The organism is Tahibacter soli (assembly GCF_025717065.2).
GTDB classification, from domain to species: domain Bacteria; phylum Pseudomonadota; class Gammaproteobacteria; order Xanthomonadales; family Rhodanobacteraceae; genus Tahibacter; species Tahibacter soli.
Window position 1 is genome coordinate 680,936 of record NZ_JAOVZO020000018.1, and the last position, 25,406, is coordinate 706,341.

Consider the following 25,406-nt stretch of genomic DNA (forward strand, 5'->3'; position numbering starts at 1 on the left):
TCAGGGCCGGCAGGCACTCCTTGGGACATGCAAGAGTAGGCGAGCGCCGGCACTTTGATTAGCCGGCAGAAACGGGAATGATTGTCCCGCCAATGGTTCAATGCGGACGTTCGATGACGCGCGACCTCAACGATACCCTGATCTTCGTCAAAGTCGTCGAACAGGGCAGCTTCACGGCCGCGGCCCTCACGCTCGGCGTGCCCAAGACGAGCGTCAGCCGCAAGGTGCAGGAACTCGAGGACCGCCTCGGCACGCGCCTGCTCAAGCGCACGACGCGCCGCATCGGTCTGACCGAAGCCGGCTCGCTGTATTACGAACACTGCCGCCGCATCGCGCGCGACCTCGACGAGGCCGAGGCCGCCGTGAACCAGTTGCACGGCGTGCCGCGCGGCTGGCTGCGCGTGACCGCGCCGTACACGCTGGGCATCAACGGACTTTCGCCGATCGTGCCGGAATTCATGGCTCGCCATCCGGAGATTCGCGTCGAGCTGACGCTGACGAACGATCACATGGATCTCGTCGGCACCGACATCGACCTTGCGCTGCGCATCGGCGTGCTGCCCGATTCGACCTTGAGCGCGCGCCGGCTCGGCGGCTTCACCGGGCAGGTGTACGCGAGCCTCGACTACCTCGAACGCTACGGCGAGCCGATCAGCCCGACCGAGCTTTCGCATCATCGTGCACTTTTCCACAGCACGCAGCGCGGGCAGGCGCGCCACGTCTGGACGCTGCGCAACGGCGACGACGAGGCCGACTACGCCGTGAATCCGGTGTTCGTCGCAAACGATCCCAGCGTGCTGCGCGGCCCCTTGCTCGCGGGCACGGGCCTTGCGCTGCTGTCGAACTCGCTGGTCGAACCGTTGCTGGCGAGCGGCCGCATCCGCCGCGTGCTGAGCGCATGGCACTACCCCGGCGTCGAACTCAACGCGGTGTTTCCGCCGGGGCGCTCGATGCTGCCGAAGGTACGATTGTTCGTCGACTTCCTGCTCGAACGCCTGCGCCTGACCGAATGGTGCCTGCCGTGCCCGAACGGCAAGCCCGGCGAAGCGACGCCGACCGGTCTGCGCATCTGGGGGCCGGCCTGGGCGCTGACGCAGCAGCGCGCGGCCGGTCAGGACGATGCAGGAAACTCGCCGTCGACGTAGTACCAGCGGCCGTCCTCGCGCACGAAGCGGCTGATCTCGTGCAGACGCTGCGCGCTGCCGCCGCCGGACCGCGACCTCGCGACGAATTCGACGGTCGCGTGGTCGGCGTCGACGACGACGTGACGCTTCACCGTGAGGCCCAGCCAGCGGATCGCCGGCTGCGCGGCGAGGTTCAGCGCGGCCGGCCGCGTCGACGCGTGCCAGGTCGCGAGCAGATACGGTTCCAGGCGCAGCACGTAGGCGCTGTAGCGCGAGCGCATCAGCGCCTGCGCATCGGCGGCCGGCACGCCGTCGTGCAGCGGCTGGCAGCAGCGCCAGTACGGGCGCGCGTCGCCGCAGAGGCAAAGTTCGGATTTCACGACATGCATCGAGCGATGTTAGCGCCACATCGCGCTAGTGTGGTGGTTCATAAGTACGTTGAAGAAATTCCGGATGGATTTCGTCGCGAGACTAGGCGCGACGAGGAGCCGTACTGGCGGTACGGCGACGAGTTGCAACGACGTATCGCGGCGAAAGACACCGGAATTATTTAATGGTACTTATGAATCACCACACTAGCATCGAAACCGTCAGGGAGATTCGATGACCGCCGACCGCTATCGCCTGTACGACGCCGCCGACCTCGAAGCCGTCATCGACTCGATGGCGCGCCAGACCGTCGCGCTGCTCGACGGTACGCCGATAACGCTGCTCGGCATGCTGCGCCGTGGCGCGCCGCTCGCACAGCGGCTGGCCGCCGCCGTGCGCCGCTACGCACCCGACGCCGATCTCGCCTGTGCCGATCTCCTGGTCAAGCGCTACGCCGACAACCTCGAACTGCTGTACCCGCAGACGCACCTGGAAGCCGCGCCCGATCTCGTGCTGCGCGGTCGCCGCGTGATCGTCGTCGACGACGTGCTGTACCAGGGCCATTCGCTGTTTCGCGTGTTCGAGTGGCTGCGCACGCAGGACGTCGCGGCGATCCACGCGGCGGCGCTCGTCGACCGTTAGCGCCACCTCGTGCCGGTGCGCGCCGACATCGTCGGCGTCACGCTGAAGATCGCACCGGGTGATGTGATCGAATGCAACGTGCCGCCGTACGAAGAAGCGTTCGCGATCGACCTGTGGCGGCCGGGCGCGTCCGGCGGCTGATACCCGCACAAACCATGCGCCGACGCACTCTGAATCTTCCGAGGCGCCGATGCGCCAGTTTCCGATTCGCATACGCCGCGGGTCGCGTTTAGCGTCGATGTCGCGTCGGCTCGACGCGTCACGGATGGCGTCATGGAATTGCAGGAAGCTTCGTGGTTTCGGCGGCGTTGCAAGATCGCCGGGGGATTCAGCGCACTGCTGACCCTGTCGCTCGCCGCACACGCCCAATCGCCACCCGATCCGCCCACGCTGCGCGGCAGTGCGAGCGTCCCCGCCTATGTCGAATACGACAAAAAGGTGCGGGTGTCCGAGCAGCTCTCGCCGCTCACCAAATGGAAAGCCCTTGGCGGGCGATCCCGAGTTGAGCGGCGCTCAGCAAAAATTAGTAGATCAGAACAAGTCCGCCATAAGGTCTGCTGTGAACAAAATCGGCCGCTGGCTCAAGTTCAAGGGTGAGTAGAATGCTATCCAAGGCTTGTTTTTTTGGGCGGAGGCGCGAGGATGCCAAGTGGAATTTTCTCCGATAAAGAGAAGGCAGAAGAGTGGATAGCATCGAATCGCCTGACGGGCCTTCTGTCCGGATTTCCAGTCGACATGGGAGTTCTGGATTGGGCGATTCGCTGCGCAGGCTTCAACCCGCCAGACGAGAAACGAACGGATCCGTCATATGTGGCAAGATTCACATCGGGAGCAGTCGAGCATTTTCACTTCGAAAACGGCAATCGAGTTGCTTGATCAAGCGCTTGCGACAAGTGTAAATCGAGGCCGGCGCAGCCAATTTGGACAGACGGACGGACATTCGGATATTCAAAGATTTCAAAATGGCAGGGCCATGATCGATTTCGATCCTGAAAAGTGACCGCGGAGGAATGACTAGCGCTGCTGACTTGGCAAACGAACTCGTCGCGTTCCATCCCCGAGACGTGCAAGGCGCATTCATTGTCGATAGTTACAGGAGCGGCGCTGGAGAACCGTATAGCGTGCTCGCTCATGGTGCGAACTCGGCCCTCCACCTGCAAAGTTGCTTTTCGTCCAAGTGATGGCGCAGGAAACCGGATCACCGGACCCTCAGCGCCGGGAGCATTGACACGAAATGTAAGCCCGGGGTCGACGTGCGCGAAAGACTTGGGAATGTGCACATCAACGATAGAAATTCGCACGCCCGTCCGACGGCACCCGCACGCGAAACGCGAGGCTGATGCGCGGGCCGACGCTCTCGTCGGTCTTCGGTATTCCGTGGTCGTAGTGCAGCTGCGTCTCGTAGCTCATGACGAGCAGGCTGCCCGGTTCGAGATCGACGTGCAGCACGCGGCGCGGCGGCGCCTTCGCGCGGATCGTCATGCGCCGCGTCGATCCGAGCGAAATCAGCGCGATCGGCTTGTCCTTGCGCAATTCGTTGAGATGGTCGTTGTGCGGCGCGACGCTGTCGCGGCCGTCGCGGTAGAAGTTGAGACCGACGCTCGAGAACGTCACGCCGGTCGCCGCGCGCACGGCGGCGTCGGCCTCGCGCAGCGGCGCGAGCAGGTTCGCGTCGTCGAGCCGGAAACCCGCGACGAGGCGCGGCACGTCGACCTCGCGCTCGTACATCATGCGCCGCTCGCTGCGCCATTCGACGCGTTCGCGCAGTTCGTCGAACCACGCCGCGGCGCGCGCGGCGTCGATCAGCTCCGGCGTGTACGTGACGCGGCCGAGCGGCCCGTCGGTCAGGACGTCGTCGCCGCGTTCGAATAGTCCGAGCTGACCCATCGCCGTCGCCTCGCGCTCCCGAAAGCCGTATCGGTAGCGCGGCGGCGTCTCACCGATTCGGACGCTGCCGACATCGATGCGGCCCGCGGATTTTCAACCGTCAGGCGGGCCGGCCGCCCAGGAGGCGCGCCGGCAGGAACACGATCGCGGCGAAAAACGCGAGCACGCCGCCGACGGCGATGCCGACGATGCGGAACGGCAACAGCAGCAGCCACACGATCGGATACAGCACCAGCGCCAGCAGCGCGAGCGGCCAGCACAGCACGAAAAGGATCAGCCAGGCCAGAAAACCGAGCATGTCGAACTCCTTGCAGCGACGAGAGCAGTGTGCGGCGGCGGCCCCGACGGCGCATGTGTCGGAAGTGGAATGTCGGAGGTCACCCTGTCGTCAGTACCAGATCGCGCGCCGCAAACCGTCGGCGTCGAATTCCGGCGGGTCGGGCAGCGAAACGGCCGTGCCGGCCGCGATGCGTTCGGCCGACCACAACGCGGCGAGCGCGTCGTACAGGTCGTCGATGCCGGCCCGCCGTCGCGGCAATGCGTCCGCCAGCGCGTCGAGGGCATCCGCGCCGAAGTGCGCCGCGAGCAGCGCGCGGCGGATCTTCGCGCCGTCCGGCGTGTGCTTGCTGGCGGCTATCGCCTTTCCCGCGATCTGCGCGAACGACACTTCCGGGTGAATCTCGTACACGACCGCGCGCGAGCGCGCCGACGCGAGCAGCGCGCGCCGCCATTGCGCGATCTTCGCGTACAGGCCGAACGACTGCGCGCCGACGCCGCGCGCGTCGATCGCACGGCGCCGGCGATCGGCGTCGACGCGCGTCGGCGCATCCACGATCGCGCGCAGCGGCGTCGAAAACACGCTCGACGACCGGCCTGCGCCAAGACGCCGGCGCGCGAGCGTATCGGCCTCGCGCGGACCGTGATCGGACAGGCCCAGCGGCAGGTCGAGCGCGATCGCGGTCGCATCGGCGCACGCGGCGAGCAGTGCCGTCGCGTCGTCGAACACGTTCAATCGCAACGGCGCATCGGGCGATGCGCGCACGACGGCGAGCCACGCGTTGCGGCAGCCGTCGACGCCGACGAGCATCGGTGCGCGCATCGTCAGCCGGGCGGCTCGCCGAGTTCCTTCGCGTCGAGCACGCCGTCGCGGTTGCGGTCCTGCCGGCCGAACGCGGCCTTGAGGTTGCGCAGGCGGCTCTTGAGCGTCACCGGCGCGGTGTTCGGTCCGACCGTGCCTTCGGGAAACTCGTCGAGATCGAGGATATCGTTGCGGTTGCGGTCCATCGCGCGAAACCCGGCCAGCAGGTAGTCCTGGTATTCGCCGAGGCTGACCTTGCCGTCGCCGTTCGCGTCCATGTCGGCGAGGTACTCCGACGTCGTCGCGGCGCCGAAAGCGCCGGCGGCGGGCGACAGTGCGAGCAGCGCGGCGAGGGCGAGTCGGACAGGCATCGGCGCACGATATCAGATCGCCGCAACGCGCTCGTTGCACGCAATTACTTGACCGAGGCAACTAATTGACCGAACCTCGCACGGCCCCCGACAGAGCCTCGCCATGCACCCGGCCGACGAACGCATCGCCGCGATACGCGCATTCAACCGCTACTACACGAAGCGCGTCGGCGCGCTCGACCAGAGCCTCTACGACAGCCCGTTCACCTTGACCCAGGTACGCGTGCTGTACGAAATCGCGCAGCGCGAACGGCCCGTGGCGAGCGACCTCGTCGCGGCGCTCGGCCTCGACGCGGGATATCTGAGCCGCCTGATCGCCGGATTCGAACGCCAGGGACTCGTCGCGCGCACGCCGTCGTCCGACGACGCGCGCCGGCGCGAACTGGCGCTGACGCGCAAGGGCGCGGCGACGTTCGGCGCGCTCGTCGCGAGCGCCGACCGCGACGCCGCCGCACTGCTCGGCGCGCTGGCCGAAGACGACCAGCGCCGGCTCGTCGACGCGATCGCGACGGTGCGCAAAGGCTTCGGCGACGCGCCCGGCGAACCGGTGACGCTGCGCGAACCGCGGCCCGGCGATCTCGGCTGGGTCGTCGAGCGCCACGGCGCGCTGTATGCGAGCGAATACGGCTATTCGGCGGCGTTCGAGGCGCTGGTCGCGCGTATCGCGGCCGACTGGCTCGACGGCCACGACCCGGCCTGCGAACGCGGCTTCATCGCCGAACGCGGCGGCGCGCGGCTCGGCTGCGTCTTCGTCGTGAAGAAATCGCCGCACGTCGCGAAGCTGCGCATGCTGCTGATCGAACCGGCCGCGCGCGGCCTGGGCCTCGGCCGCCGGCTCGTCGACGAATGCGTGGCGTTCGCGCGCGCGGCAGGCTACCGGCGCATGGTGCTGTGGACGCACAGCCAGCTCGACGCGGCGCGGCACATCTACGAACGCGCCGGTTTCGTACGCGTCGCCAGCGCGCCGAACAGCGACTTCGGCCACGAACTCGTCGACGAAACCTGGGAAATGGACCTGTAACGCTACAGCGCGTCGCCGTCCAGCTCGCCGGTGCGGATGCGCAGCACCTGATCGAGCGCGTAGACGAAGATCTTGCCGTCGCCGATCTTGCCGGTGTTGGCCGAATGCATGATCGCCTCGACCACGCGCTCGGCGACCTCGTCGGCGACCGCGACTTCGAGCTTGATCTTCGGCAGGAAGTCGACGACGTACTCGGCGCCGCGATACAGCTCGGTATGACCCTTCTGCCGGCCGAAACCCTTGACCTCGGTCACCGTGATGCCCTGCACGCCGACCTCGGCGAGCGCTTCGCGCACGTCGTCGAGTTTGAACGGCTTGATGATGGCCATGATCATCTTCATGGAATGTCCCGCGCCCGCAACGAATGCGGCCGACTATAGCGGACGTGGCCGTGCCGTCCTACCGACTCGGAAATTTCCTAGGCGAGGATGCGCGTTTCGCTGAGGCGCCGTGTCACGAACCACGGGTAGAATCGCTGGCGCAACGCGACGGGGTGAACGCAATGATCGACGTAAGCAGCATCGACGAACTGGCGCGCCGGCTGGCCGAGCTGGTTCCTGCCGGCATCAGCGAGGCCAAGGCCGACCTGACCGACAATTTCCGCGACACCCTGCGCGCCGGGATGCGCAAGCTCGACCTCGTCACGCGCGACGAATTCGACGTGCAGCGCTGCGTGTTGCTGCGCACGCGCGAGAAGGTCGAAGCGCTCGAAGCGCGCGTCGCGCAGCTCGAACAGCTGCTGCAGACCCAGCGCCACTGATCCGGCGTCGCGCGCATCGCGCGACGCGTACCGACTGCCGACGGGCCGCGCTCCACTTCCCCTTTGACGGGGCGGGGCCGGACCTTTGTCGCCGCTCGACCGAGCGCCGGCACGGCTGCGCTTGGACACCGCCGCGGGCTCGCCCGCGACGGACCCGGCCACGGACGGCCACCGCTTCGATACCCGCTCACAGCCGCGCGCCCGCCGGCCCGACTCGCTGCCCGACGCCGGCCGGCGGATCGACCGCAACGACGCGGCAGGCGATCGGCAGGCCGAGCAGGCCCCGCAGCAGCGACAGGTAGCGCAGGTCGGCGGCGTCGGGTTCCTTGCGCACGACGACGACGAGGCGCAACGCCGGCGTTTCGTCGAGATCGCTCAGATAGTGCCTCACGAGGCGGTCGAGCGAGCGGCGCAGCGCCGTGCGCGGATCGAGTTCGGTACGAATCTGGAACGCGTACGTCGTGTCGTGATCGCGCAGCAGCACGTCGGCGTCCGCCGTGTCGAAGTCGATACGCGCGTGCGGATGCGCCGCACGCAACTGGTCGACGAGCCGCCGGCGCATTGCCGCGTGCTCGGGCGAACGCGGCGGCGCCGGTCCGATGTCCTCGCCGACGCCATGCAGCTGGTAGCGATGCAGCCGCATCACGACGTCGTCTTCGGCGGCGAACGCGTCGCTCGGATAGCGCCGGATGTCGCCGAACCGGAAACGCACGTTGAACGCGGCACCGTCGGCCGGCACGGCACCGTCGCCATGCGTCGCCAGCCAGCCGTATTGCGCGAGCGCCGCGCGGGCCGCCAGCGCATGCGATTCGTGCAGGCACTCCACACCGGCGAGCCGGGCGACATAGCGTCGCCGCCTGTCGGCTTCGACGACGAACAGCGTGGCGTCGAACGGCCGTCCGCCGCGCAGCAGTCGGCGGCGGCTTTTTTCGACGCTGCGCAGGTACGCGTAGCGCCAGCCGTCGATCTGCAGGCCGGCGTGAAACACGTCGCCTTCGTCGGCGGCGTCGATACGAGCGAGATAGTGCATTGCGGGCTCCGTTGCTGCGATTGGCGGAGCCCCCGGTCGACGAATAGCTTTGTCGATTTGTACCTTCCGTGCAATAGGAAAAATCCGGCACGCGCATCGGCGCACGCCGGATCTTCAGGCGACCGCGGCGACCGATGCGGCTTCGGCTTGCGTGATCCACCGGTCGCGCGGCTTTTCGAGCAGCGGCAGCAGCCGGGCGATGACGTCGGAATCCTTGTACAGCTCGCGGATGCGGTCGGCGTGTTCGCGGCTCGCCCAGACGCCGAGCGCAATGACATGCCCCGGCGCATCGACGTCGAACAGCAGCTCGTGCGACACGTAGCCGTCGAAGCGGCGCATGTCTTCCCAGATGCGGCGTGTCAGCGCAAGGCCTTCCGCCTCCGCGCCAGGCTTGATCCAGGTATCCCAGACGACGGTGACCATTGGTGCGTCTCCTTGCGGTTGCGGTGAGACGCAGCGTAAGCAAACGGGCTCGCACGGTCCGGAGCCGGACGGGGCGAATTTCGGGGTGCCAGTCGCGCATGCAGATTCGTCGCGCAGTCTCCGGCCGACGCCCCGCGCGACTCGTAACATCTTTTGAACAACGATACGAGATACCTTTGTTGCGCTTTTCACAGCGCGGCGATTTGTTCGCGCACGCCACGCCGTCCTCGGTATCACCGCGGCTCGCCACACCGCCGCGGCCACCCCAACGAGGACTCGACCATGCTTGCATCAAGGCGTTACCTCACACGCTTCGCACTCGGCATCGGCCTTGCGTTCGCCGGCGCCGCGGCGGCACAGGATCACAACGCGTTCATCAGCCAGGCGCGCACGCTGCCCTGGCCCGCACGCGAGACCAACCGCACGACGTTCGCACTGGAGCTCGGCGACTGGAACGTCTACACCGGCCAGCTCCATTCGCATACGCGCGGCCACGACAGCCCCAACGCGTTCCAGTCCTGGGCGATCACGCAAGGCATCGCATGGTCGTTCGGCTACGACTTCTTTTCGCGCAACAACCATTCGACGTCGTGGGAGGACTACGACGCGTGGGGACCGTTCGTCGCGCAATTCGGCGCCGCCGACAGCCGCGGCATGGTGACGATCAACGGCCAGGAGAACTACTACGACGGCGGCAATCATCCGCCCGGCAGCCACGACCATCCGAACCACTACAACACGATCAACGGCTGGCCGGGACAGAAGAGCGGCAACCTGTCGGAAATGTTCGGCAAGATCCAGGCCGGCTACAACGACGATCACCTGCAGTCGATCCACGTGCAGCTCAACCACGTCTCCGGACCGACCGCGGACTACACGCAGCTGCCCGCGCCCGGCACGGCGCGCACGAAGCTGCGGCGCATCGTCGACACGGCGGAAATCCTGCACGGCGGCGGCAGCGACGAGGCGCACATGGCGAATCTGCGCGCCTATTTCACGCTGCTGCGCAACGGCTGGCGCGTGTCGCCGACCGCGCACTACGACGTGCACGCGGACTATCACCTCAATTCCCACTGGGGCGCACGCAATCCGGACGGTTCGTTCGTGCGGCCGTGGGTGCTCTATCCGGGACAGTCGTACGAAGCGGTGCATCGCGCGAACGGCGAATCCGGCTTCGCGCCGCGCGGACGTACCGGCATGGTCATGCCGGCGTCGACGCCGTGGAGCCCGAATGCATTCCTGACCGGCCTGACCGACCGCCGCACGTTCCGCTCGACGATGGACCGCAGCGTCGGCATGTTCGCCGCGGGCGGACGCGTGATGGGCGACGAGTTCTCGCTCGCCGACAACGCGTCGCCGTTGCCGTTCAAGGTCTGGGGCCGCAGCCTCGCGCAGCATGACGGCACCTACGCCGGTTTCTGGCGCGCCGAGCTGTGGTCGCCGGCACGGCCCGACGCGCCGGTGAAGACCGTCGATCTCAACGGCGCCACCGACTTCGGCACCGAACTGTTCGCGGTGACGCCGTTCGAATCGGTCTATCTCGTGCGACTCGTCGGCGCGTGGCCCGACCACGACATCGTCATGGCGCCGGTATGGATCGGCAATCCGCGCGCGAAATTCTCGAACGCCGGCTTCCTGTTTCCGACCGGCACCGGCGTGCAGCTGCTGCAGTGGAGCGGCGGCGGCAAGCGTGTCGCGATCCAGCGTGCGCGCGTCGCATCGCCGCAGCATCCGCGCCAGTGGGAAACCGTCGCCGAAGTCGACAACATCAACCGCTATCCGCACGACATGACCGCCGAACCGATCCACACCGTCTGGCGCGTCGTCGATCCGACCGACACCGCGGTCGTCAGCGGCGAGGTGGTGTTCTCGAAACCGAACCGCGCGCCGCTCGGCTCGTTCGACGAGCTCAATTCGACGACCGGCCGCGTGCGCGGCTGGACGTTCGACCCCGACCACTCGACATCGCCCGTGACCGTGCACGTGTATTCGAGCGGCGTCTTCGTCACGAGCGGCACCACCGGCCTTGCGCGACCCGACGTGCAGCAGGTGCACGGTACCGGTGCCTACAGCGGCTTCGACATCGCGCTGCCCGCGAACTACCGCACCGGCACGCGCAGTTTCCACATTTACGCACTCGATCTCGACGCCGAACCGAACCCGCTGCTCGGCGGCAGTCCGCGCTGGGGCTATTTCGATCCGGTCGAGGAACCCGAAGAGGAAGGCACGCTGTGCGACCGCCGGCCGTGGTTGCCGCAGTGCAATCCGTGATCGCGATCGGCTGAGCTCGCGGGGCGCCGGCATGCCGGCGCCCCGCGACGCGGCACCGCCGATGTTCGGCGCACGACACGGGCGACGTTCCAATCCCGAGGGGCCACGCAACCTCGGAGCGCGACGCATGATCCACGCACCCAACGCCCGGCCCCGCCGCCGGTTCCGCCTGCTCGCCGCCGTCGTCATCGCCGCCGGCTTCGCGTCGCTCGCAACGGCCCAGTCCGCCGCGCCGTTCGACCCCGATGCGAACGCGAGCGTGCTCGCCGTCGTCACGCAGCCCGACGGCAAGATTCTCGTCGGCGGCGCGTTCACGCAGATCGGCGGCGCGGCACGCGACCGTATCGCACGATTCACCGCCGACGGCAGACTCGATCCGGATTTCGCCGCGGTCGCGATCGACGGCGGCGTACAGGCGATCGCGCTGCAGAACGACGGCCGGATATTGATCGCCGGCAATTTCGTCCAGGTCGGCGGCGCCGCGCACAACCACCTCGCGCGGCTGATGCCCGACGGCAGTGTGGACGCGACCTACGCGCCGAACGTCAACGGCGTCGTCTACGACATCGCGCTGCGCGCCAACGGGCAGCTGATGATCGGCGGCGATTTCTCGATGGTGAACGGCTTTCCGCGTTCCAACGTCGCGGTCGTGACCGAGAGCGCGCAGCTGCTCGCGATCTCGTCCAACCCCGCCGCCAACGGCATCGTCGAGGCGGTCGCGATACAGGCCGACGGCCGCGCGATCCTCGCCGGGCAGTTCACGCAGATGACCGGACAGCCGCGCAACGGCCTCGCACGCGTCGGCGTCAACGGCGTCGTCGACAGCACCTACACGCCAAATCCGGATATGTGCAGTTGTGTACTCGCACTGCAACCCGACGGCAGGCTCGTGATCGGCGGCAATTTCACGACCATCGCGGGACAGCCGCGCAACGGCATGGCGCGCCTGAACACCGACGGCACGATCGACGCCGGCTACGATCCCGGCCTCAACGGCGGCGTCACCGGGCTTGCGCTGCAGGACGACGGCAAGGCGCTGATCGGCGGCGTCTTCACGACCGCGGGCGGCCTTGCGCATACGCGCATCGCCCGTGTGAACGTCGACGGCAGCATCGATGCGGGCTTCGCGCCGAGCGCGGGCAGCGCCGTGCTCGCGTTCGCGCAGCAGCCGGGCGGACAGATCGTCTTCGGCGGCACGTTCACCACCGTCAGCGGGCAGACGCGCCGCCGCATCGCGCGGCTGCACGCCGACGGCAGTCTGGAAACGGCGTTCGGCGGCACGCCGGTTCCGAATCCGGCATTCCCGACCGTGATCGCGGCGCAAGGCGACGGCCGCATGATCCTCGGCGGCGCGTTCACGAGCATCGGCGGGCAGGCGGCGAATCGCCTCGCGCGACTGAACCCCGACGGCGGCGTCGATGCGACGTTCGCGCCGAATCCGAACGCCGTCGTCTACGCGCTGGCGATGCAGCCGGACCTCGCGATGGTGATCGGCGGCGCCTTCACGCAGGTCGACGCAACGACGCGCAATCGCATCGCGCGCGTGGACGCGGTCGGCAATCTCGATGCCGGCTTCAATCCGAACGCCAACGACGCCGTCTACGCGGTCGCGCTGCAAACGGACGGCCGTTTCGTGATCGGCGGCGATTTCACGGCGGTCGGCGGCAATACGCGCAACCGCCTCGCGCGGCTCAACGCCAACGGCAGCGTCGACACCGATTTCAATCCGAACGCCAACGGCCGCGTGCGCGATCTGCTCATACAGCCGGACGGCAAGATCGTCATCGCCGGCGAGTTCACGAACGTCGGCGGTGCGGTGCGCTTTCAGATCGCGCGCGTGCTGGCCGACGGCGCGATCGATCCGGTTTTCCAGCCCGGCGCCAACGCGCCGATCGTCGCGCTCGCGCAGCAGCCCGACGGACGACTGGTAATCGCCGGCACGTTCACCGTCACCGGCGGCTTCGCGCGCGAAGGCATCGCCCGCCTGAGCGCCGACGGCATCGTGGACCCGGACTACCGGCCCGATCTAGACGGCGTCGTGCGCACGCTCGCGATGCAGGCCGACGGCAAGGTGCTGGTCGGCGGCGACGACGGCGCGTTTCTCGCGCGCCTGAACCTCGACGGTTCGATCGACGCGACATGGACGACGCCGACGGCCGCGTCGACGAGCCCCAGGTACGTCAACAACCTCGCGATCGCGCCGGATGGAAAAGTGTACGCCTCCGGCCAGTTTCTCGATCTCGGCGGCAACGCTAACAACGATTACTTCGGACGGCTGAACGCGCCGCAGGCGGCGCTGCAGGGCATAGACGTCATCGCGTACGTCAACGGCCCGGCGCTGATCCGCTGGCGCCGCGGCGGCACGTCGCCGGAACTCGTCGCGCCGCCGGACGTCGCGGTGTCGACGAACGGCAACACGTACACGGTGCTCGGCGCGATGCGACGCGGCGGCGGCGGCTGGATGTACGACGCCTACACGCCGACGCTCGCGCAGACGTTCTACGTGCGCGTGCGAGGCCGCGTGTCGAACGCGGGCGACAGCGCCAACGCCGGCGTCGAGCAGCGGGTGCGGCAGGTGCACGTGGTGCGCGCAGACGGGATTTTCACCGACGGTTTTCAATAGCTCCGCCGGGCGCGCGTCGAATCGCTGCTCTCGCTCGCCCCCCGCAAGCGCATGCGGTGCGCTCGTCGAGCACCGGATTCACTACAATGGCGGCGTACGCCGTCCAACCGAGACTATTTTTATAATAATATCGCTCGACACCGGGCCGATCGATGCATTTCTACTTCAGCCACAGCTATCGCGACGTCGCCGTCAACAGCTATTTTCTCGAGCATTTCGTGCAAAGAGACATTCCGCTGTATGCCGATCAGAAGAGCGCGATCTGGTGCGTGGCGAAGCTCGAGCGTTACCTGCACGAGACGAGCGGGTTCGTTTCCATCGTTTCGCGACGGCCCAGCGAGGACGACCCCGCCGCCTATTCGCGCTACATCAGTCAGGAGCTGAACCTGGCCCGGCGCGCGCGGGTGCGGCGCCTGCTCTTTGTCGACGAACACGTGCTGGAACGGCATACGCTCGACTTTCCCGAAGACGCCGTTTCGTTCAACCCCGCGGCACTCGATGACGATCGCGAGCGCCACCTCGCCGCGATCAGCGCGTTCCAACGCGGCACCGGCACGGCGGGCGAGCAAGCGCATCGCTCGCGTCCCCGGAATCAGGCGACGCTCGTCGTCGACGACGGACCTGCCAACCGCGACCTGGCGGACGGCGTCGGCGAGCTGCTCCGCCGCGAACGATTCGAAGTGCGACAGATCGCACCGACGCGACGCACGCGGGCGCTCGACGATGTGCGGCTGCTCGAAACGCTCTGGCGTTCCGAGCTGTGCGTTTTCGTACTCGGTGCCCGGCTGTCGAATGCGCATGTCGCGCTGGCGATGGCGCACGCGCATTGCATCCCGTCGGTGCGCCTGCAGCTGGATCCGCGCGCGGACAACTGCGAACCGTCGCTGACCGGCTTGATCCGCTGGCGCTCGGCCGAAGAGGCGCTGATCGAGGTCAGACGCCAGCTGGCGAGCTATCGCGGCGGCTTCGTCGAGCCGGTCGAGATCGCGCGCGACTCGACCGTCGCCGACGCTGCGAGATCGGTAGGTACCACGTACTGGGAACCGACGAAGCACGATCTTTGGAACGCCGAAGACGGGCCGGGCCTGCTTCATCACGTGCGGCCCGGTGACCCGCTCGTGCAAGACCAGGTGAACCGGGCCAGGCACGGCATAGGCAAGGCGCTCGGCACCGATCGCAGTCGGACTTTCAGCATGCTGGTATGCCGGACGCTGTACGACGGGCTCAAGCGGCACCGCTTTGTATACGAAATCGAACCCCGCACCGGTCATGGACCCGGCGTCCAGCAGATTCGTCCGCCCGGCCTGATCGAGCAAAGCAAGGCTGCGACGTGCATCGACCTGGCATGCCTGTTCGCCGCGCAGATCGAAGCTGCGGGACAGAACGCGTTGGTCCTCGTGCTCGAGGTACGCCAGTCGCGTCACGCGCTGGTCGGTTTTCGCGCGCTCGACGAGCCGGCGCTGCGCAGCGACTGCGGTATCGGCGAACTGCGCGGTGCCTTGCAACGCGGCGACATCGTCCTGTTCGAGGCCACGGGCGCCGTCGAGGCCGACGACCACGGCGACGAGCCGCGCCACGACAAGCTATTGGATTTCATGGCGGCGAAAGCCGCCGCGGAGCGTTATATGAGTCAGGACCCGATCCGGCTCATCCACACGTTGGACGTCGCATCGCTGCGCCGGCCTGCGCCCTATGGAAACCCGTCGCACTGAAGGAGAACCGTCAATGGCAAGCCCGGTACGAACCTATCAATCGGAACTGCACGACAAGCTGGGCTTCTTCGCGACCTGGTTGCCGGGCGAACCGATCGAGATCGGGGACGTCGGCGTATTCGAAGGCGGCCGCTTCCGGCGCATGACGTCGCTCGAGGAGCTCGGCATCGCGTCGGAAACGGCAGCGATCGGCGCGACGCTTGATGTCCAATACACATCGACACGCGGCACCGCCGTCAACGTCCCCGCGAGCGCCGGCGTGGCCGGCGTGGCGACGGCGGAAGTCACCGTTGATTTCTCGAGTTCCGGCGCATTTCTTTTTCACGCGAACGGCCTTCAGGTGCATCGTCTGGAGAACCGCATGGCGGCGGCAAAGGCCATCCTGGAAGCGCACCGGCGCAAAGCCTGGGAGCCGGAATGGTTGCTGGTGGAATCGCTCTACGCCGCCAAGAGCGCCACGGTCGTCATCTCCGAGGACAGCGCCGCGCAACTCGTGCTGGCAGCGAGCGTTGCCGGCCCGATCGGTGGCCTTTCGCTGTCCGATCCCAAGCTCGGACTCAAGGTCGTTTCGACGCGCGGCAGGCTGTTCCACGCCGTGGGCGCCGAAGGTCTGCGTCCACTGTATTCGTGCTTGCGCGTAAAAGACCCGCTGTTCGGCGAACCTCAGGTGCAGCCCGTTCGCTCTGCACGCGGAATCGAGGCTGCCGCCGAGTTGGTCCGCCCCGCGATCGGCGACCTGCTCGACGCCTGACGCCCGACGCATGAGGACGCGGGGCGCCGGTCACACCGGCGCCCCGCGTCGTTTCAGACGATCGTCCTGCGTCGCAGCGCGACGCCCGCGAGCAGCGCCGCGAGCAGCAGCAGCGCGGGCAGGCCCGGGCCCGGCACCGCGACCGGGTTGATCACGTTGAAGCTCACCGGCGTCGGATCGCTGTTGTCGCCCGGGTCGCCGTTGTTGTCCGGGTCGGGGTTCGCGCCGTCCTGCGACGTGTCGGTGACGGTGCCGCCGCCCGGCGTGTCGCCGGTCGCGACCGCCGTGTTGCGGAACGGACCGAAGAACCGGTGCAGTTCCACTTCGACGGCGAGTCGCACGACGCCCGCACCGCCGACCGCGAGCGTCGCGCCCGGCGCCAGCAGCTGCAGGTTCGTGCGGCCGTCGTAGGCCGGGTTCACCGCGAAGTCCGCACTCGTCAGCGACACGACCGAGAACGCGAGCGCTTCGGTGAACACGGTCGCGAGGTCGTCGGTGGCGCTCACGTTCGTCAGCGGTACGTTGCCCGTGTTCGCGATGCGCACGTCGAACGCGACGCGGTAGCGCAGCGGCGTGATGCGCTGCACTTCGGCGAGCGCCTTGGCGACGCCGATCGACGGCTGCGCCGCGCCGACGCCGACGAGGTGGTCTTCGATCTCGCCGTCGGGCGCCGCGCCGGTCGGCGCGAGCGCGCCGGCGGCGGAGATACGGAACCGCGCGAACGTGCTGCCGGTCGTGGCACCGACCGGCACCGCGAACGTGACGTTTTCCGACTGCGCCGCGGCGAGCGCATGGCTCGCGAGGATCTGCTCGCCCGCATCGTCGAAATCGCCGTCGGCGTTGAAGTCGATCCAGCCGTCGACGAGGCCGCCGGTCGCGCCGGCCGCGATCGTCACGGTGCCGTTCGTGCCCGGGACGAGCGTCGAGGGAAACACCACGCCGTCTTCGTCGTCCGGCGTGCCGGCAAGATCGTCGCCGTTCGCGGCGGCGGACGGCTGGCCGTCGGCTTCGGTGTCGACCGCGGCGCCGAGCGTCGGGTTCGCCGTATCGAGCACGCGATGCCGCGCGCCGTCCTGCGTGCGCGTCGTCGGGTACGGGGCCGGTGCGTCGCCGTAGTCGTAGCCGGCCGTCGCGACCGCGTAGTCCTCGACTTCGCCGTCGAGCGCGGCGCCCGTCGGCGTCGCCGTGCCGGCGGCGCTCAGGCGCAGGCGCGCGTAGGTTCGCGCATGCGACGCGACGTCGCACGGCACGCTCACCGCGAGCGGATTGGCGCCGGCCGCGAGGGCCGTGCCGTTCGCGATGCGGTCGCGCGGGTCGTTGAATTGCCCGTCGCCGTCGAAGTCGATCCACGCGTCGAGCCGCGGCGTCTGCACGCCGGCCGCGTTCGTGAGGTTCACGACGAGCGCGTGCGTCGTGCAGGCGGCGAACGTCGTGCCGTCGGAGAACGTCAGGCCGTCTTCGTCGGCGCCGTCGCCGTCGGCCGCGACCGTCGGCTGGCCGTCGGGTTCCGCGTCGACCGTCGCGCCGAGCGAGAAGCCCGCGGTGATGCCGTGACGCGCACCGTCGCCGGCCTGCGTCGTGCCGTACGTCGCCGGCGCGTCGCCCCAGTCGGTCGCGCGCAGCACGAGCGCATGGTCTTCGACTTCGCCCGTCGTCGCCGGTCCGCCGACGCCGAGTCCGCCGTTCGCGCTGATGCGGAAGCGGCCGTAGGTCGATCCCGGATTCGCGCCGCACGGCACGTTCACCGGCACCGTGTTGACGCCGGCCGCGAGCGGCGTCGACGTAGCGATGCGTTCGGCCGGATCGTCGAACGTGCCGCTGCGGTTGAAGTCGATCCACGCGTCGAGGCGGCCGGCCTCGCTCGCGGTCACGCTGACTGAACCTGCCGAGCACGCGACGAGCGGCGTCGCGAACGTCACGCCGTCTTCGTCGTCGTTGCCCGTGCACGTGCCGGCGACGGTGCCGCCGGTCGTCGTGTCGTCGCCGGTCGCGTCGAGCGGCGTCGCCGCATCGCTTTCGGTGTCGACGCACGCGCCGAGGAACAGCGTGCTGCCCGTGCCGACCGCATGACGCGGACCGCCCGACGCGAACGTCGTGCCGTACGTGTCCGGCGCGTCGCCGAAGTCGGCCTGCTGCGTGCCGAGGATGCGATGGTCTTCGACTTCGCCGTCGTCCGCGGGGCCGTTCGGCCCGAGGCCGCCCGTCGAGCTGACGCGGAAGCGGCTGAACAGATTGCCGCCGGCCGAGTCGCACGGCACGTTGATCGTCAGCGCGTTCGCGCCGGCGTTGAGCGCCGTGTTCGCGAACACCTGTTCGCCCGCGTCGCCGAAGTCGCCGTCGTTGTTGAAATCGACCCACGCATCGAGGCGGCTCGCCGCGCTCGCGGTCACCGTGACGGGCGCCGCCTTGCACGCGGTCGGCACGGTGGCGAACACCACGCCGTCCTCGTCGCCCGCGACGCCGCAGGTGCCGGCGGTGCCGCTGCCGGCCGCGCCGTCGTCGCCGAGCGCGTCGGTCGACGCCGCGCCTTCGGCTTCGCCGTCGACGCACGCGCCGAGGTACAGCGGCGATGCGCCGATCACGTGCGTCGGACCGTTGCTCGCGCGCGTGGTGCCGTACGTGTCGGGCGCGTCGCCGTAGTCGACGGCCGCGATGTTCACGGCATGGTCCTCGACCTCGCCGTCCTCGGCGACGCCGCCGGGACCGTTCGTGCCGGCGCTCGACAGGCGCATGCGCAGGTACGACACGCCGGGCTGTGCGGTGCACGGCACCGCGAACGTCAGCGCGTTCGCGCCCGCGTTGAGCGACTGGTGATCGAAGATGCGCTCGGCGGTTTCGAACGCGCCGTCGCGATCGAAGTCGATCCACGCGTCGAAGAGTCCGGCCGCGCCGGCCGTGACCGTCATGCCGCCGTTGCGGCACGCGGCGATCGGCGTCGTGAACACCACGCCGTCTTCGTCGTCGTTGCCGGCGCAGGTGCCCGCGCCCGGCGCGCCCGTGCTCGCATCGTCGCCGGTCGCGCCGGCGCTCGGCTGGCCGTCGGCTTCGGAATCGACGCACGCGCCGAGATACAGCGACGTCGTCGGATCGATGCGGTGCATCGCGCCGCCGGAGGCCGCGAGCGTCTGGTAGGTGGGGTCGGGCGCGTCGCCGTAGTCGGTGCCGCGCAGCACGACGCGATAGTCCTCGACTTCGCCGTCGGGCGCCGCGCCGGTGACGCCGGCGACACCGGCGCTCGACAGGCGAAAGCGCGCGTACGTCGCGCCGGGCAGCGCCGTGCACGGCACGACGACCGGCACCGCGTTGGCGCCGCTCGCGAGCGCGAGACTCGTCGCGACGCGTTCGCCCGCGTCGCTCCAGTCGCCGTCATGGTTGAAGTCGATCCACGCATCGAGCCTCGCGTTCGCGACGCTCGCCGTGTTCGTCAGCGATACCGACAACGACGCCGTCGTGCAGACGTCGAGACGGCCGCCGGGGAACGTCACGCCGTCTTCGTCGGCGCCGTCGCCGTCGGCCGGCGTCGTCGGCTGGCCGTCTGCTTCGCCGTCGATCGTCGCACCGAGCGAGAAGCCGGCGATCGCCGCGTGACGCGGACCGTCGTTCGCCAGCAGCGTCGGATACGGCGCCGGCGCGTCGCCGAAGTCGCTCGTGCCGCCGAGGGTCACGTAGTCTTCCACTTCGCCGTCCGGCGCGCTGCCGGCCGGCCCGAGGCCGCCGGCGCTCGACAGGCGGAAGCGCGAATAGAGATTGCCGGCCTGCGACGTGCACGGCACGTCGAACGTCAGCGGCTGCGAGCCGGCGACGACGTTCTGCGATGTGAAGACCTGCTCGCCCGCGTCGGCGAAGTCGCCGTCGCGGTTGTAGTCGATCCACGCGTCGAGGCGTCCCGCGCGATTCGCGGTGACGTCCACGCTCGCGCTCTGGCACGCGACGACCGGTGCCGTGAAGACCACGCCGTCCTCGTCGCCGAAGCACAGGCCGTAGCGCGCGCCGGCGGCGAGATCGTCGCCGTTCGCGCCGGCCGACGGCGCGCCGTCGCCTTCGAGGTCGACGCACTGGCCCAGGCGCAGCGGATCGGGGCCGGTCACGACGTGCTGCGCGGCGCCCGCGCCCTGCGTGCCGTAGCTCGCCGGCGCGTCGCCGAAGTCGTCGCCGCCGATCTCGACGCGGTAGTCCTCGACTTCGCCGTCGGCCGCGATGCCGGTCGGCGCGAGGCCGCCGGCCGAGGCGCAGCGGAAGCGCGCATAGGTTCCGCCGGGCACGGCGTTCGCCGGCACCGTCGCGGATACGTTCGCCGTGCCGCCGGCGGCGATCGGCGTGTCGGTCGCGATCTGCTCGGCCGCGTCGAACGTGCCGTTGCCGTTCCAGTCGACCCATGCGTTCAGCGTGCACGCGGCGACGTTGCCGGCGCGCACCGTGAACGTCGCGGTCGTGCCGACCGTGAACGGCGAGGCGAACGTCACGCCGTCCTCGTCGTCGCCGGGCGTCGCGCAGGTGCCGAACGTCGCGCCGCCGCGGCTGTCGTCGCCGGCGGCGAGCGCGTCCTGCGCGGTGCCGTCGTCGGCGTCGACGCAGTTGCCGAGATACGGCGAACCGGCCGACAGCGCGTGCACGGCGCCGTTGTCGAACACCGTCGTCGCGTAGTTGCCGGGGCCGCTGCCGGCGCCCGCGTCCGGCGCGTCGCCGTAGTCGAAGCGCGGCGGCTGCGCGCCGAAGAAGCCGAAGTCGACCGTGAGGTTCGTATCGTTGTTGCCGTCCTCGCTCGTCGGCTCGCCGTTGTCGGTCAGCGTGACCGCGCGCGAGACGACCGCGGCGCCCGACTGCGTGCCGTTGTCGTCGCCGTTGACGTCGTCGTCGGGATCGGGCGCCGGGTCGTTGCCGGTCGACGTCGAAAGACCCGAGAGCGGCGCGCCGCCGACGAAGTTCGACGGTGCGACGGCCACGATGTAGCTGCCCGGCGCGAGATTGCCGAAGCGGTAGCGGCCGCTGAAGCCCGACGCGACGCCGCTGGCCGTGGCACCGGCGTATTCGTCGGTGTCGGCGAGGCCGTTGCCGTTAACGTCGCGGTACAGGTGCAGCACGACGCCGTCGATGCCGGTCTCGCCGGACGGCGGTTCGAAGATGCCGTCGTTGTCGGTGTCGAGCCACACCTGGTCGCCGAGCGCGAGCGTGCCCGACGGCGCGATGAGGCCCGCGTCGATGTCCGGCGCGTATTCGCCCGGCGCGAGCGTGACGATCGCCGTGGTGCCGTCAGCCGGCGACGCGTCGGAATCGGCGCCGCCGTCGGCGCCGGCGCCGCGCGTCGTGAACGCGGTCGCCGCGGCCGGCCGCACGAACTGCACGAAGTACGGCTGTCCCGGCACGAGCTCGTCGAAGCCGTAGTAGCCGGCGCGGCCGAACGCGTCGGGCGCGGTCACCGTCGTCGCGACCAGCGCGTCGCCGGCGCCGGGTTCCGGCGTGCCGTCGCCGTCGTCGGCGTACAGGCGTACGGTGACGCCGTTCGCGCCGTCGTCGGCGGGTTCGTTCTGCAGGCCGTCGTTGTTCCGGTCGAACCAGACGTAGTTGCCGAGCGCCGCGGTCGGCACGAGGCCGAAGTCGACGTCGGGAATGTCCTGGCCCGGGCCGAGCGTCACCGGCGCGCTGCAATGCGTGACCGGGTTGCCGTCGGAGTCGAGCGTGTCGTTGCCGCCCTGGTCGGCGCGCGCCGGCACGAAGTTCGGCGGCGGCACGATGCATACGCGCCACGCGCCCGCCGTCAGCGACGAGAAGCGGTACCAGCCGGGCTGGCCGCCCGGGCTGTTCTGCGTGACGGTCTGCGCGACCGGAACGTCGTCGGGCGTGCCCGACACGCCGTCGCCGCCGCTGTCGTACAGCGTCGCGGTGACGCCGTTGACGCCGGTGTTGCCGTCGTCCTGCACGCCGTTGTCGTTGCTGTCGACCCAGACGTAGTCGCCGAGCGCCGGCGCCAGCGGGCAGCTGCCGAGCGTGACGCCCGCCTTCTGCGGCTCGGCCGCGAGCGCGCCGAGGCCGTCGCCGCGCTCGGCCTGGTACGCGAACGAGTTGTACGCGGCGCCGGCCGGCAGGTTCGCCGGCGCGGCCATGCCGAACTCGAATGCGAGCGAGTCGAACGCCGAGATCACGCGGCTGCCGAACTCGAGCTTGAACGCGGTCGCCGCGGAAATCGGTTCGGGCGCGGCGGTCGTCCAGTTCGGCGCGTCGCAGCCGGTGGTCGGTCCGCCGACTTCGCCGCGGCACGGATTCGGCGCGGTCGAGTAGTACAGCGTCGTGCCCGACGGCGGCACGATCGGCGCGACGAGCTGCGGCTGCCACTGCGAACCGCGCGGATTGGTGTCGCGCACGCCGGTGTCGCCGACACGCGGCAGCAGGTCGACCAGTACGACGTTCTGCATCGGCACCGTGCCGATGTTCCGCACCGCGACGCGATAGCGGATCTGGCCGCCCGGCAGCGTCTGGCCGTTGCTCGAGAAACTCGCATCGCATACCGATTGCGTGAGTTTGTCCGAATCGAGCTGCGCGATCGGCGCGACCGCGATCGTGCCGGTCGCGCGGCACAGCGTTTCGGCAGTGTCGCCGTCGCCGTCGTAGTCGAGCGGGTCGGCCTGCGACGAGCCGGAGCAGCGCTGACCGAGACCCGGCGCATCGTGTTCGAGCGTGAAGTCGTTCGAGAGATTGCCGCTCGGCGCGCCGTTGCGCACCGTCGTGGAAATGTTGATGAAGGTCTGCTGGTTCACGCCGAGCGAGCCGCTGCCGGCGTTCCAGCGCCAACGCAGCAGCGTGCGGCCGGTGCCGGCGAAGTTCGGGATCTGGTTGAACACTTGCGGCGCCGGCAGGCCGGTGCCCTGGTCGTCGAACGTCCAGCTCGCGAACGTCAGGTCGACCGGCAGCAGGTCGGTCGCGACGACGTATTCGAGCGGCACCGGATCGCTCGACTGCGGCGCGCTGCGCACGCGCAGGCGGAACGAGACCGTCTGGTTCGGATTGAACGGGCCGGCGCCGGACAATACGTCCTTGGCCGGATTGAGCTGCGCGAACGGCCCCGACAGCGTGAAGTTGCGGCAGGCGTTGCGCGTGACGTTGGTCGGGCCGGCCGTGTAGACGGCCGTCAGATCGACGCAGTTGGCGATCGTCGCGCCGAACGCGACGGGGCCGCCGGCGTTGTCGGGATTGACGATGCGCCCGGTCACGAGCGGTCGCGTCGACGGCGCCATGCCCGGCTGCGCCTGGCCGAATGCCCAGCGGATGCGCGTGACGTACTCGCCGGCGCCGAGGCCCGGCGGCGGCGCCGTCAGCGTCGTGCTCGTCGTCGTGTTCGGCGAGCTGCCCCACAGCGTGAACACGCCGGGCGCGGTGTTCTTCTCGTAGCTGACGCGCACGCCTTCGCCGGCGGCGAAATCGGCGAGGCCGTTGTACGCGCCGGTCGTTACGCTCGCGAGCTGGAACGCGACCGGCAGCGTGTCGACGACGACGAGGTTGTCGAGCGCCACGTTGCCGTTGTTGCCGGGCACGAGGTCGTAGCTGAAGGTCTGGTTGAGGGTCGGCGGATTCGGCGATCCGCCCGCGACGTTCTTCGCGAGCGACGCGCCGGGCGCCGGCACGAACGTCGTGACCGGATGCGTGACCGTGCCGGGGCCGACCGCCTGCGGCGGCTGGCCGAGCGGCGTGACGGTCGCGGTGAAGCTGTTGGTGACGTTGGTGCCGCTCGGGAAGGTGCCGGACGGGAATGTGACGTTGACCGTGATGTCGCAGGTGCCGTTCGGATTCAGCGGCACGCTGCACGGACTCGTCCAGGTGACCGTCGCCGGCGTCGTGCCGACGCAGCCGGGCTGGCAGTCGGCGGCGGGCGTCGAGCCGTTGAACACCGTGCCGGGCGGCAGCGTGTCGACGACCGGGCCGATCGCGGTGAGGCCGAGGCTGCCGGCGTTGTTCGACACGGCGATGCGCAGGCGGTACGTCTCGGGCAGGTCGAGGTTCGCGGGCGACGAGGTCAGCGTCTTGTCCAGCGTCGCCTGCAGCGCCGCGACCGCGGTGACCGCGACCGGCGGCGTCGTGAACGTGCCGGGCGTCGCGCCGAGGTTGATCGCGTCGGCCGTGTTCGTCGCGACCGTGCCGTTCGGCGTCGTGCCGTTCGGGAAGCGCACGTTGATCAAGAGATCGCCGCTGTTGCCGGCCGGCAGCGGATTGACCATCACGAACTGCACGCGCGTGCGGCCCGAGCCGCCGAAGTTCGGCGTGACGTTGATGGCCGCGACGCTGGTGGTGGGGCTGGCGGGTACCGTCGAAACGTACTGCACCTCGGCGGGCAGAAGATCGACGACCTGTGCGCCGATGCAGGGACCGCTCGTGCTCGAGCAGTTGTACGTCAGGCGATAGCCGAACGTCTGCCCGGTCTGCTTGGTGTTGCCGGGATCGACCTGGATCGCAGTCTTGGTCAGCGACTGCGCGGGCACCGAGGTGGCGGCGAGGCCGAGGACGAGGACGAACAAAAGACGCAACGACGCGCTGATCACGCTTGGCTCCCCTATGAGCGAAGCGGCGCCGAACCAGCAGGCCGTCGGGCGACAGCGTGCCGACGCGATTCGAGAGAATCGCGTAAGGATTGGATCGCTCCCGCGAACGATCGATGGATGCGCAAGCGATGCCTGCGCGACCGCGAGGACGGAAGAAACCCGCCGCTCGACCCCCTGCTAGGTCAGTGCCTGTAATGAGTTGTTGTGCAACGGTCAACGAGCCCGCATCCGTCAGGGCCGGTCCCGGCGACGGCTTCCGACCTGAGCGAAACGGGCGGGTCCGCGCCCGTCTTCGCCGCATGGCGCCGAGACCCGGCAACCTTACCCGATTCCGTACTACGCCGGATGGTCAGACCGGTAGAAGAAGTCGTGGACAATTGCAACGCGCGCAGGATTCGTTCGGTCGATGCGCAGGAAAAGTGACGACAAAGGCGGCGGCGTGTCGGTTTCGTGACAATGCAACAAGTATTCTAAAAAACTTTTTATTCGGCGGACGGTCGGCGGCCCGGAACCTGTCGGAAAAGCTGGATACCGGCCTTCGCCGGTATGACGGCTCTGTAGAAGCGCCGCGTCGCGCTTCGATTGTCGGCGCCGTTGCCGTTGCATCTGGCGGCAGGAAGCCGCCCGCTTCACCCGGGGCCCCGTCGGTCGCGGCGAGATTGCGGAGGAAAAGCCCGCGCAGCGGGTGCGCACAGGATGTGCGCAGTTCGTTGACGGGCCATGGATGGCCCATCAACGAACCCCGGAGCGATCTCGCGAAGTTTGCGGGCATGGATGCCCGCAAACCGCGGCCGTCGGGGTGCCCTTGGAGGGTGC

Annotated in this window: 19 protein-coding genes and 1 pseudogene; 11 read left to right on the forward strand and 9 right to left on the reverse strand. The window is 69.1% G+C overall.

Going from position 1 to position 25,406, the window contains the following annotated elements; translation table 11 throughout:
• Nucleotides 1-113 precede the first annotated feature (113 nt).
• A pseudogene (locus OD750_RS16430) lies at nucleotides 114-1,111 on the forward strand (LysR substrate-binding domain-containing protein); the annotation flags it as partial.
• On the opposite strand, the gene OD750_RS16435 reads toward OD750_RS16430, so the two are convergent.
• Complete coding sequence (locus OD750_RS16435; protein ID WP_263541773.1) at nucleotides 1,112-1,513, reverse strand: YchJ family protein; 402 nt, start codon at nucleotides 1,511-1,513, stop codon at nucleotides 1,112-1,114.
• Nucleotides 1,514-1,727: 214 nt separating this feature from the next.
• Here OD750_RS16435 and OD750_RS16440 point away from each other — a divergent pair, with 214 nt between their 5' ends.
• The 4 genes from OD750_RS16440 to OD750_RS27525 all read left to right on the forward strand — a co-directional run bounded on the left by OD750_RS16440 (nucleotide 1,728) and on the right by OD750_RS27525 (nucleotide 3,011).
• Nucleotides 1,728-2,135: a phosphoribosyltransferase domain-containing protein gene (locus OD750_RS16440; protein ID WP_263541774.1), complete on the forward strand. Its 408-nt coding sequence runs from the start codon at nucleotides 1,728-1,730 to the stop codon at nucleotides 2,133-2,135.
• 9 nt (nucleotides 2,136-2,144) lie between these two features.
• Nucleotides 2,145-2,276, forward strand: coding sequence for a hypothetical protein (locus tag OD750_RS16445; protein WP_263541775.1), 132 nt, complete (start codon nucleotides 2,145-2,147; stop codon nucleotides 2,274-2,276).
• A 132-nt stretch (nucleotides 2,277-2,408) separates the two neighbouring features.
• Complete coding sequence (locus tag OD750_RS16450; protein ID WP_272842015.1) at nucleotides 2,409-2,732, forward strand: hypothetical protein; 324 nt, start codon at nucleotides 2,409-2,411, stop codon at nucleotides 2,730-2,732.
• Nucleotides 2,733-2,759: 27 nt separating this feature from the next.
• Nucleotides 2,760-3,011, forward strand: coding sequence for a DUF7710 domain-containing protein (locus OD750_RS27525; RefSeq protein ID WP_425508237.1), 252 nt, complete (start codon nucleotides 2,760-2,762; stop codon nucleotides 3,009-3,011).
• A 405-nt stretch (nucleotides 3,012-3,416) separates the two neighbouring features.
• On the opposite strand, the gene OD750_RS16455 is transcribed toward OD750_RS27525, so the two are convergent.
• The 4 genes from OD750_RS16455 to OD750_RS16470 form a co-directional block, all read right to left on the reverse strand.
• Nucleotides 3,417-4,022 (reverse strand): alpha-ketoglutarate-dependent dioxygenase AlkB, encoded by a 606-nt coding sequence (locus tag OD750_RS16455; protein WP_263541777.1) that lies wholly within the window; start codon nucleotides 4,020-4,022, stop codon nucleotides 3,417-3,419.
• Between the two features lie 100 nt (nucleotides 4,023-4,122).
• Nucleotides 4,123-4,320: a hypothetical protein gene (locus OD750_RS16460; protein ID WP_263541778.1), complete on the reverse strand. Its 198-nt coding sequence runs from the start codon at nucleotides 4,318-4,320 to the stop codon at nucleotides 4,123-4,125.
• Between the two features lie 90 nt (nucleotides 4,321-4,410).
• Nucleotides 4,411-5,121, reverse strand: a complete 711-nt coding sequence (locus OD750_RS16465; protein ID WP_263541779.1) for a DUF429 domain-containing protein — start codon at nucleotides 5,119-5,121, stop codon at nucleotides 4,411-4,413.
• A gap of 2 nt (nucleotides 5,122-5,123) precedes the next feature.
• The gene (locus tag OD750_RS16470) at nucleotides 5,124-5,471 is read right to left on the reverse strand and encodes an EF-hand domain-containing protein (RefSeq protein WP_263541780.1); all 348 of its coding nucleotides are present in this window, start codon (nucleotides 5,469-5,471) and stop codon (nucleotides 5,124-5,126) included.
• A 103-nt stretch (nucleotides 5,472-5,574) separates the two neighbouring features.
• Between OD750_RS16470 and OD750_RS16475 the strand changes: the two genes are divergently transcribed.
• The gene (locus OD750_RS16475) at nucleotides 5,575-6,492 is read left to right on the forward strand and encodes a bifunctional helix-turn-helix transcriptional regulator/GNAT family N-acetyltransferase (protein WP_263541781.1); all 918 of its coding nucleotides are present in this window, start codon (nucleotides 5,575-5,577) and stop codon (nucleotides 6,490-6,492) included.
• A 2-nt stretch (nucleotides 6,493-6,494) separates the two neighbouring features.
• On the opposite strand, the gene OD750_RS16480 is transcribed toward OD750_RS16475, so the two are convergent.
• Nucleotides 6,495-6,833 carry a P-II family nitrogen regulator gene (locus tag OD750_RS16480; RefSeq protein ID WP_263541782.1) on the reverse strand — a complete coding sequence of 113 codons (339 nt, stop codon included), beginning with the start codon at nucleotides 6,831-6,833 and terminating at the stop codon, nucleotides 6,495-6,497.
• A gap of 161 nt (nucleotides 6,834-6,994) precedes the next feature.
• Between OD750_RS16480 and OD750_RS16485 the strand changes: the two genes are divergently transcribed.
• Nucleotides 6,995-7,252, forward strand: a complete 258-nt coding sequence (locus OD750_RS16485) for an accessory factor UbiK family protein (RefSeq protein ID WP_263541783.1) — start codon at nucleotides 6,995-6,997, stop codon at nucleotides 7,250-7,252.
• 187 nt (nucleotides 7,253-7,439) lie between these two features.
• On the opposite strand, the gene OD750_RS16490 is transcribed toward OD750_RS16485, so the two are convergent.
• Together OD750_RS16490 and OD750_RS16495 are read right to left on the reverse strand one after the other, a co-directional pair.
• A complete protein-coding gene (locus OD750_RS16490) occupies nucleotides 7,440-8,282 on the reverse strand; it encodes a hypothetical protein (RefSeq protein WP_263541784.1) in 843 nt (280 codons plus the stop codon).
• A gap of 114 nt (nucleotides 8,283-8,396) precedes the next feature.
• Complete coding sequence (locus OD750_RS16495) at nucleotides 8,397-8,705, reverse strand: putative quinol monooxygenase (protein WP_263541785.1); 309 nt, start codon at nucleotides 8,703-8,705, stop codon at nucleotides 8,397-8,399.
• A gap of 282 nt (nucleotides 8,706-8,987) precedes the next feature.
• Here OD750_RS16495 and OD750_RS16500 point away from each other — a divergent pair, with 282 nt between their 5' ends.
• The 4 genes from OD750_RS16500 (at nucleotide 8,988) to OD750_RS16515 (ending at nucleotide 16,062) form a co-directional block, all read left to right on the forward strand.
• On the forward strand, nucleotides 8,988-10,976 hold the full coding sequence (locus tag OD750_RS16500; protein ID WP_263541786.1) for a hypothetical protein: 1,989 nt from the start codon (nucleotides 8,988-8,990) through the stop codon (nucleotides 10,974-10,976).
• Nucleotides 10,977-11,103: 127 nt separating this feature from the next.
• Nucleotides 11,104-13,599: a delta-60 repeat domain-containing protein gene (locus OD750_RS16505; protein WP_263541787.1), complete on the forward strand. Its 2,496-nt coding sequence runs from the start codon at nucleotides 11,104-11,106 to the stop codon at nucleotides 13,597-13,599.
• A gap of 152 nt (nucleotides 13,600-13,751) precedes the next feature.
• Complete coding sequence (locus OD750_RS16510) at nucleotides 13,752-15,311, forward strand: hypothetical protein (protein WP_263541788.1); 1,560 nt, start codon at nucleotides 13,752-13,754, stop codon at nucleotides 15,309-15,311.
• 13 nt (nucleotides 15,312-15,324) lie between these two features.
• Entirely contained in the window at nucleotides 15,325-16,062 is a 738-nt protein-coding gene (locus OD750_RS16515; RefSeq protein ID WP_263541789.1) for a hypothetical protein, read from the forward strand.
• A gap of 53 nt (nucleotides 16,063-16,115) precedes the next feature.
• Here OD750_RS16515 and OD750_RS16520 read toward each other — a convergent pair whose 3' ends face one another.
• Nucleotides 16,116-24,590: a GEVED domain-containing protein gene (locus OD750_RS16520; protein ID WP_263541790.1), complete on the reverse strand. Its 8,475-nt coding sequence runs from the start codon at nucleotides 24,588-24,590 to the stop codon at nucleotides 16,116-16,118.
• Nucleotides 24,591-25,406 lie beyond the last annotated feature (816 nt).

Excerpts from the sequence above, each read along its gene's own strand:
- OD750_RS16505 (WP_263541787.1), top strand. The coding sequence starts at position 11,104 with ATGATCCACGCACCCAACGCCCGGCCCCGCCGCCGGTTCCGCCTGCTC.
- OD750_RS16485 (WP_263541783.1), top strand. The coding sequence starts at position 6,995 with ATGATCGACGTAAGCAGCATCGACGAACTGGCGCGCCGGCTGGCCGAG.
- OD750_RS16460 (WP_263541778.1), bottom strand. The coding sequence starts at position 4,320 with ATGCTCGGTTTTCTGGCCTGGCTGATCCTTTTCGTGCTGTGCTGGCCG.
- OD750_RS16490 (WP_263541784.1), bottom strand. The coding sequence starts at position 8,282 with ATGCACTATCTCGCTCGTATCGACGCCGCCGACGAAGGCGACGTGTTT.
- OD750_RS16435 (WP_263541773.1), bottom strand. The coding sequence starts at position 1,513 with ATGCATGTCGTGAAATCCGAACTTTGCCTCTGCGGCGACGCGCGCCCG.
- OD750_RS16480 (WP_263541782.1), bottom strand. The coding sequence starts at position 6,833 with ATGAAGATGATCATGGCCATCATCAAGCCGTTCAAACTCGACGACGTG.
- OD750_RS16510 (WP_263541788.1), top strand. The coding sequence starts at position 13,752 with ATGCATTTCTACTTCAGCCACAGCTATCGCGACGTCGCCGTCAACAGC.
- OD750_RS16440 (WP_263541774.1), top strand. The coding sequence starts at position 1,728 with ATGACCGCCGACCGCTATCGCCTGTACGACGCCGCCGACCTCGAAGCC.
- OD750_RS16455 (WP_263541777.1), bottom strand. The coding sequence starts at position 4,022 with ATGGGTCAGCTCGGACTATTCGAACGCGGCGACGACGTCCTGACCGAC.
- OD750_RS16470 (WP_263541780.1), bottom strand. The coding sequence starts at position 5,471 with ATGCCTGTCCGACTCGCCCTCGCCGCGCTGCTCGCACTGTCGCCCGCC.
- OD750_RS16495 (WP_263541785.1), bottom strand. The coding sequence starts at position 8,705 with ATGGTCACCGTCGTCTGGGATACCTGGATCAAGCCTGGCGCGGAGGCG.
- OD750_RS16450 (WP_272842015.1), top strand. The coding sequence starts at position 2,409 with ATGGAATTGCAGGAAGCTTCGTGGTTTCGGCGGCGTTGCAAGATCGCC.
- OD750_RS16465 (WP_263541779.1), bottom strand. The coding sequence starts at position 5,121 with ATGCGCGCACCGATGCTCGTCGGCGTCGACGGCTGCCGCAACGCGTGG.
- OD750_RS16515 (WP_263541789.1), top strand. The coding sequence starts at position 15,325 with ATGGCAAGCCCGGTACGAACCTATCAATCGGAACTGCACGACAAGCTG.
- OD750_RS16500 (WP_263541786.1), top strand. The coding sequence starts at position 8,988 with ATGCTTGCATCAAGGCGTTACCTCACACGCTTCGCACTCGGCATCGGC.
- OD750_RS16475 (WP_263541781.1), top strand. The coding sequence starts at position 5,575 with ATGCACCCGGCCGACGAACGCATCGCCGCGATACGCGCATTCAACCGC.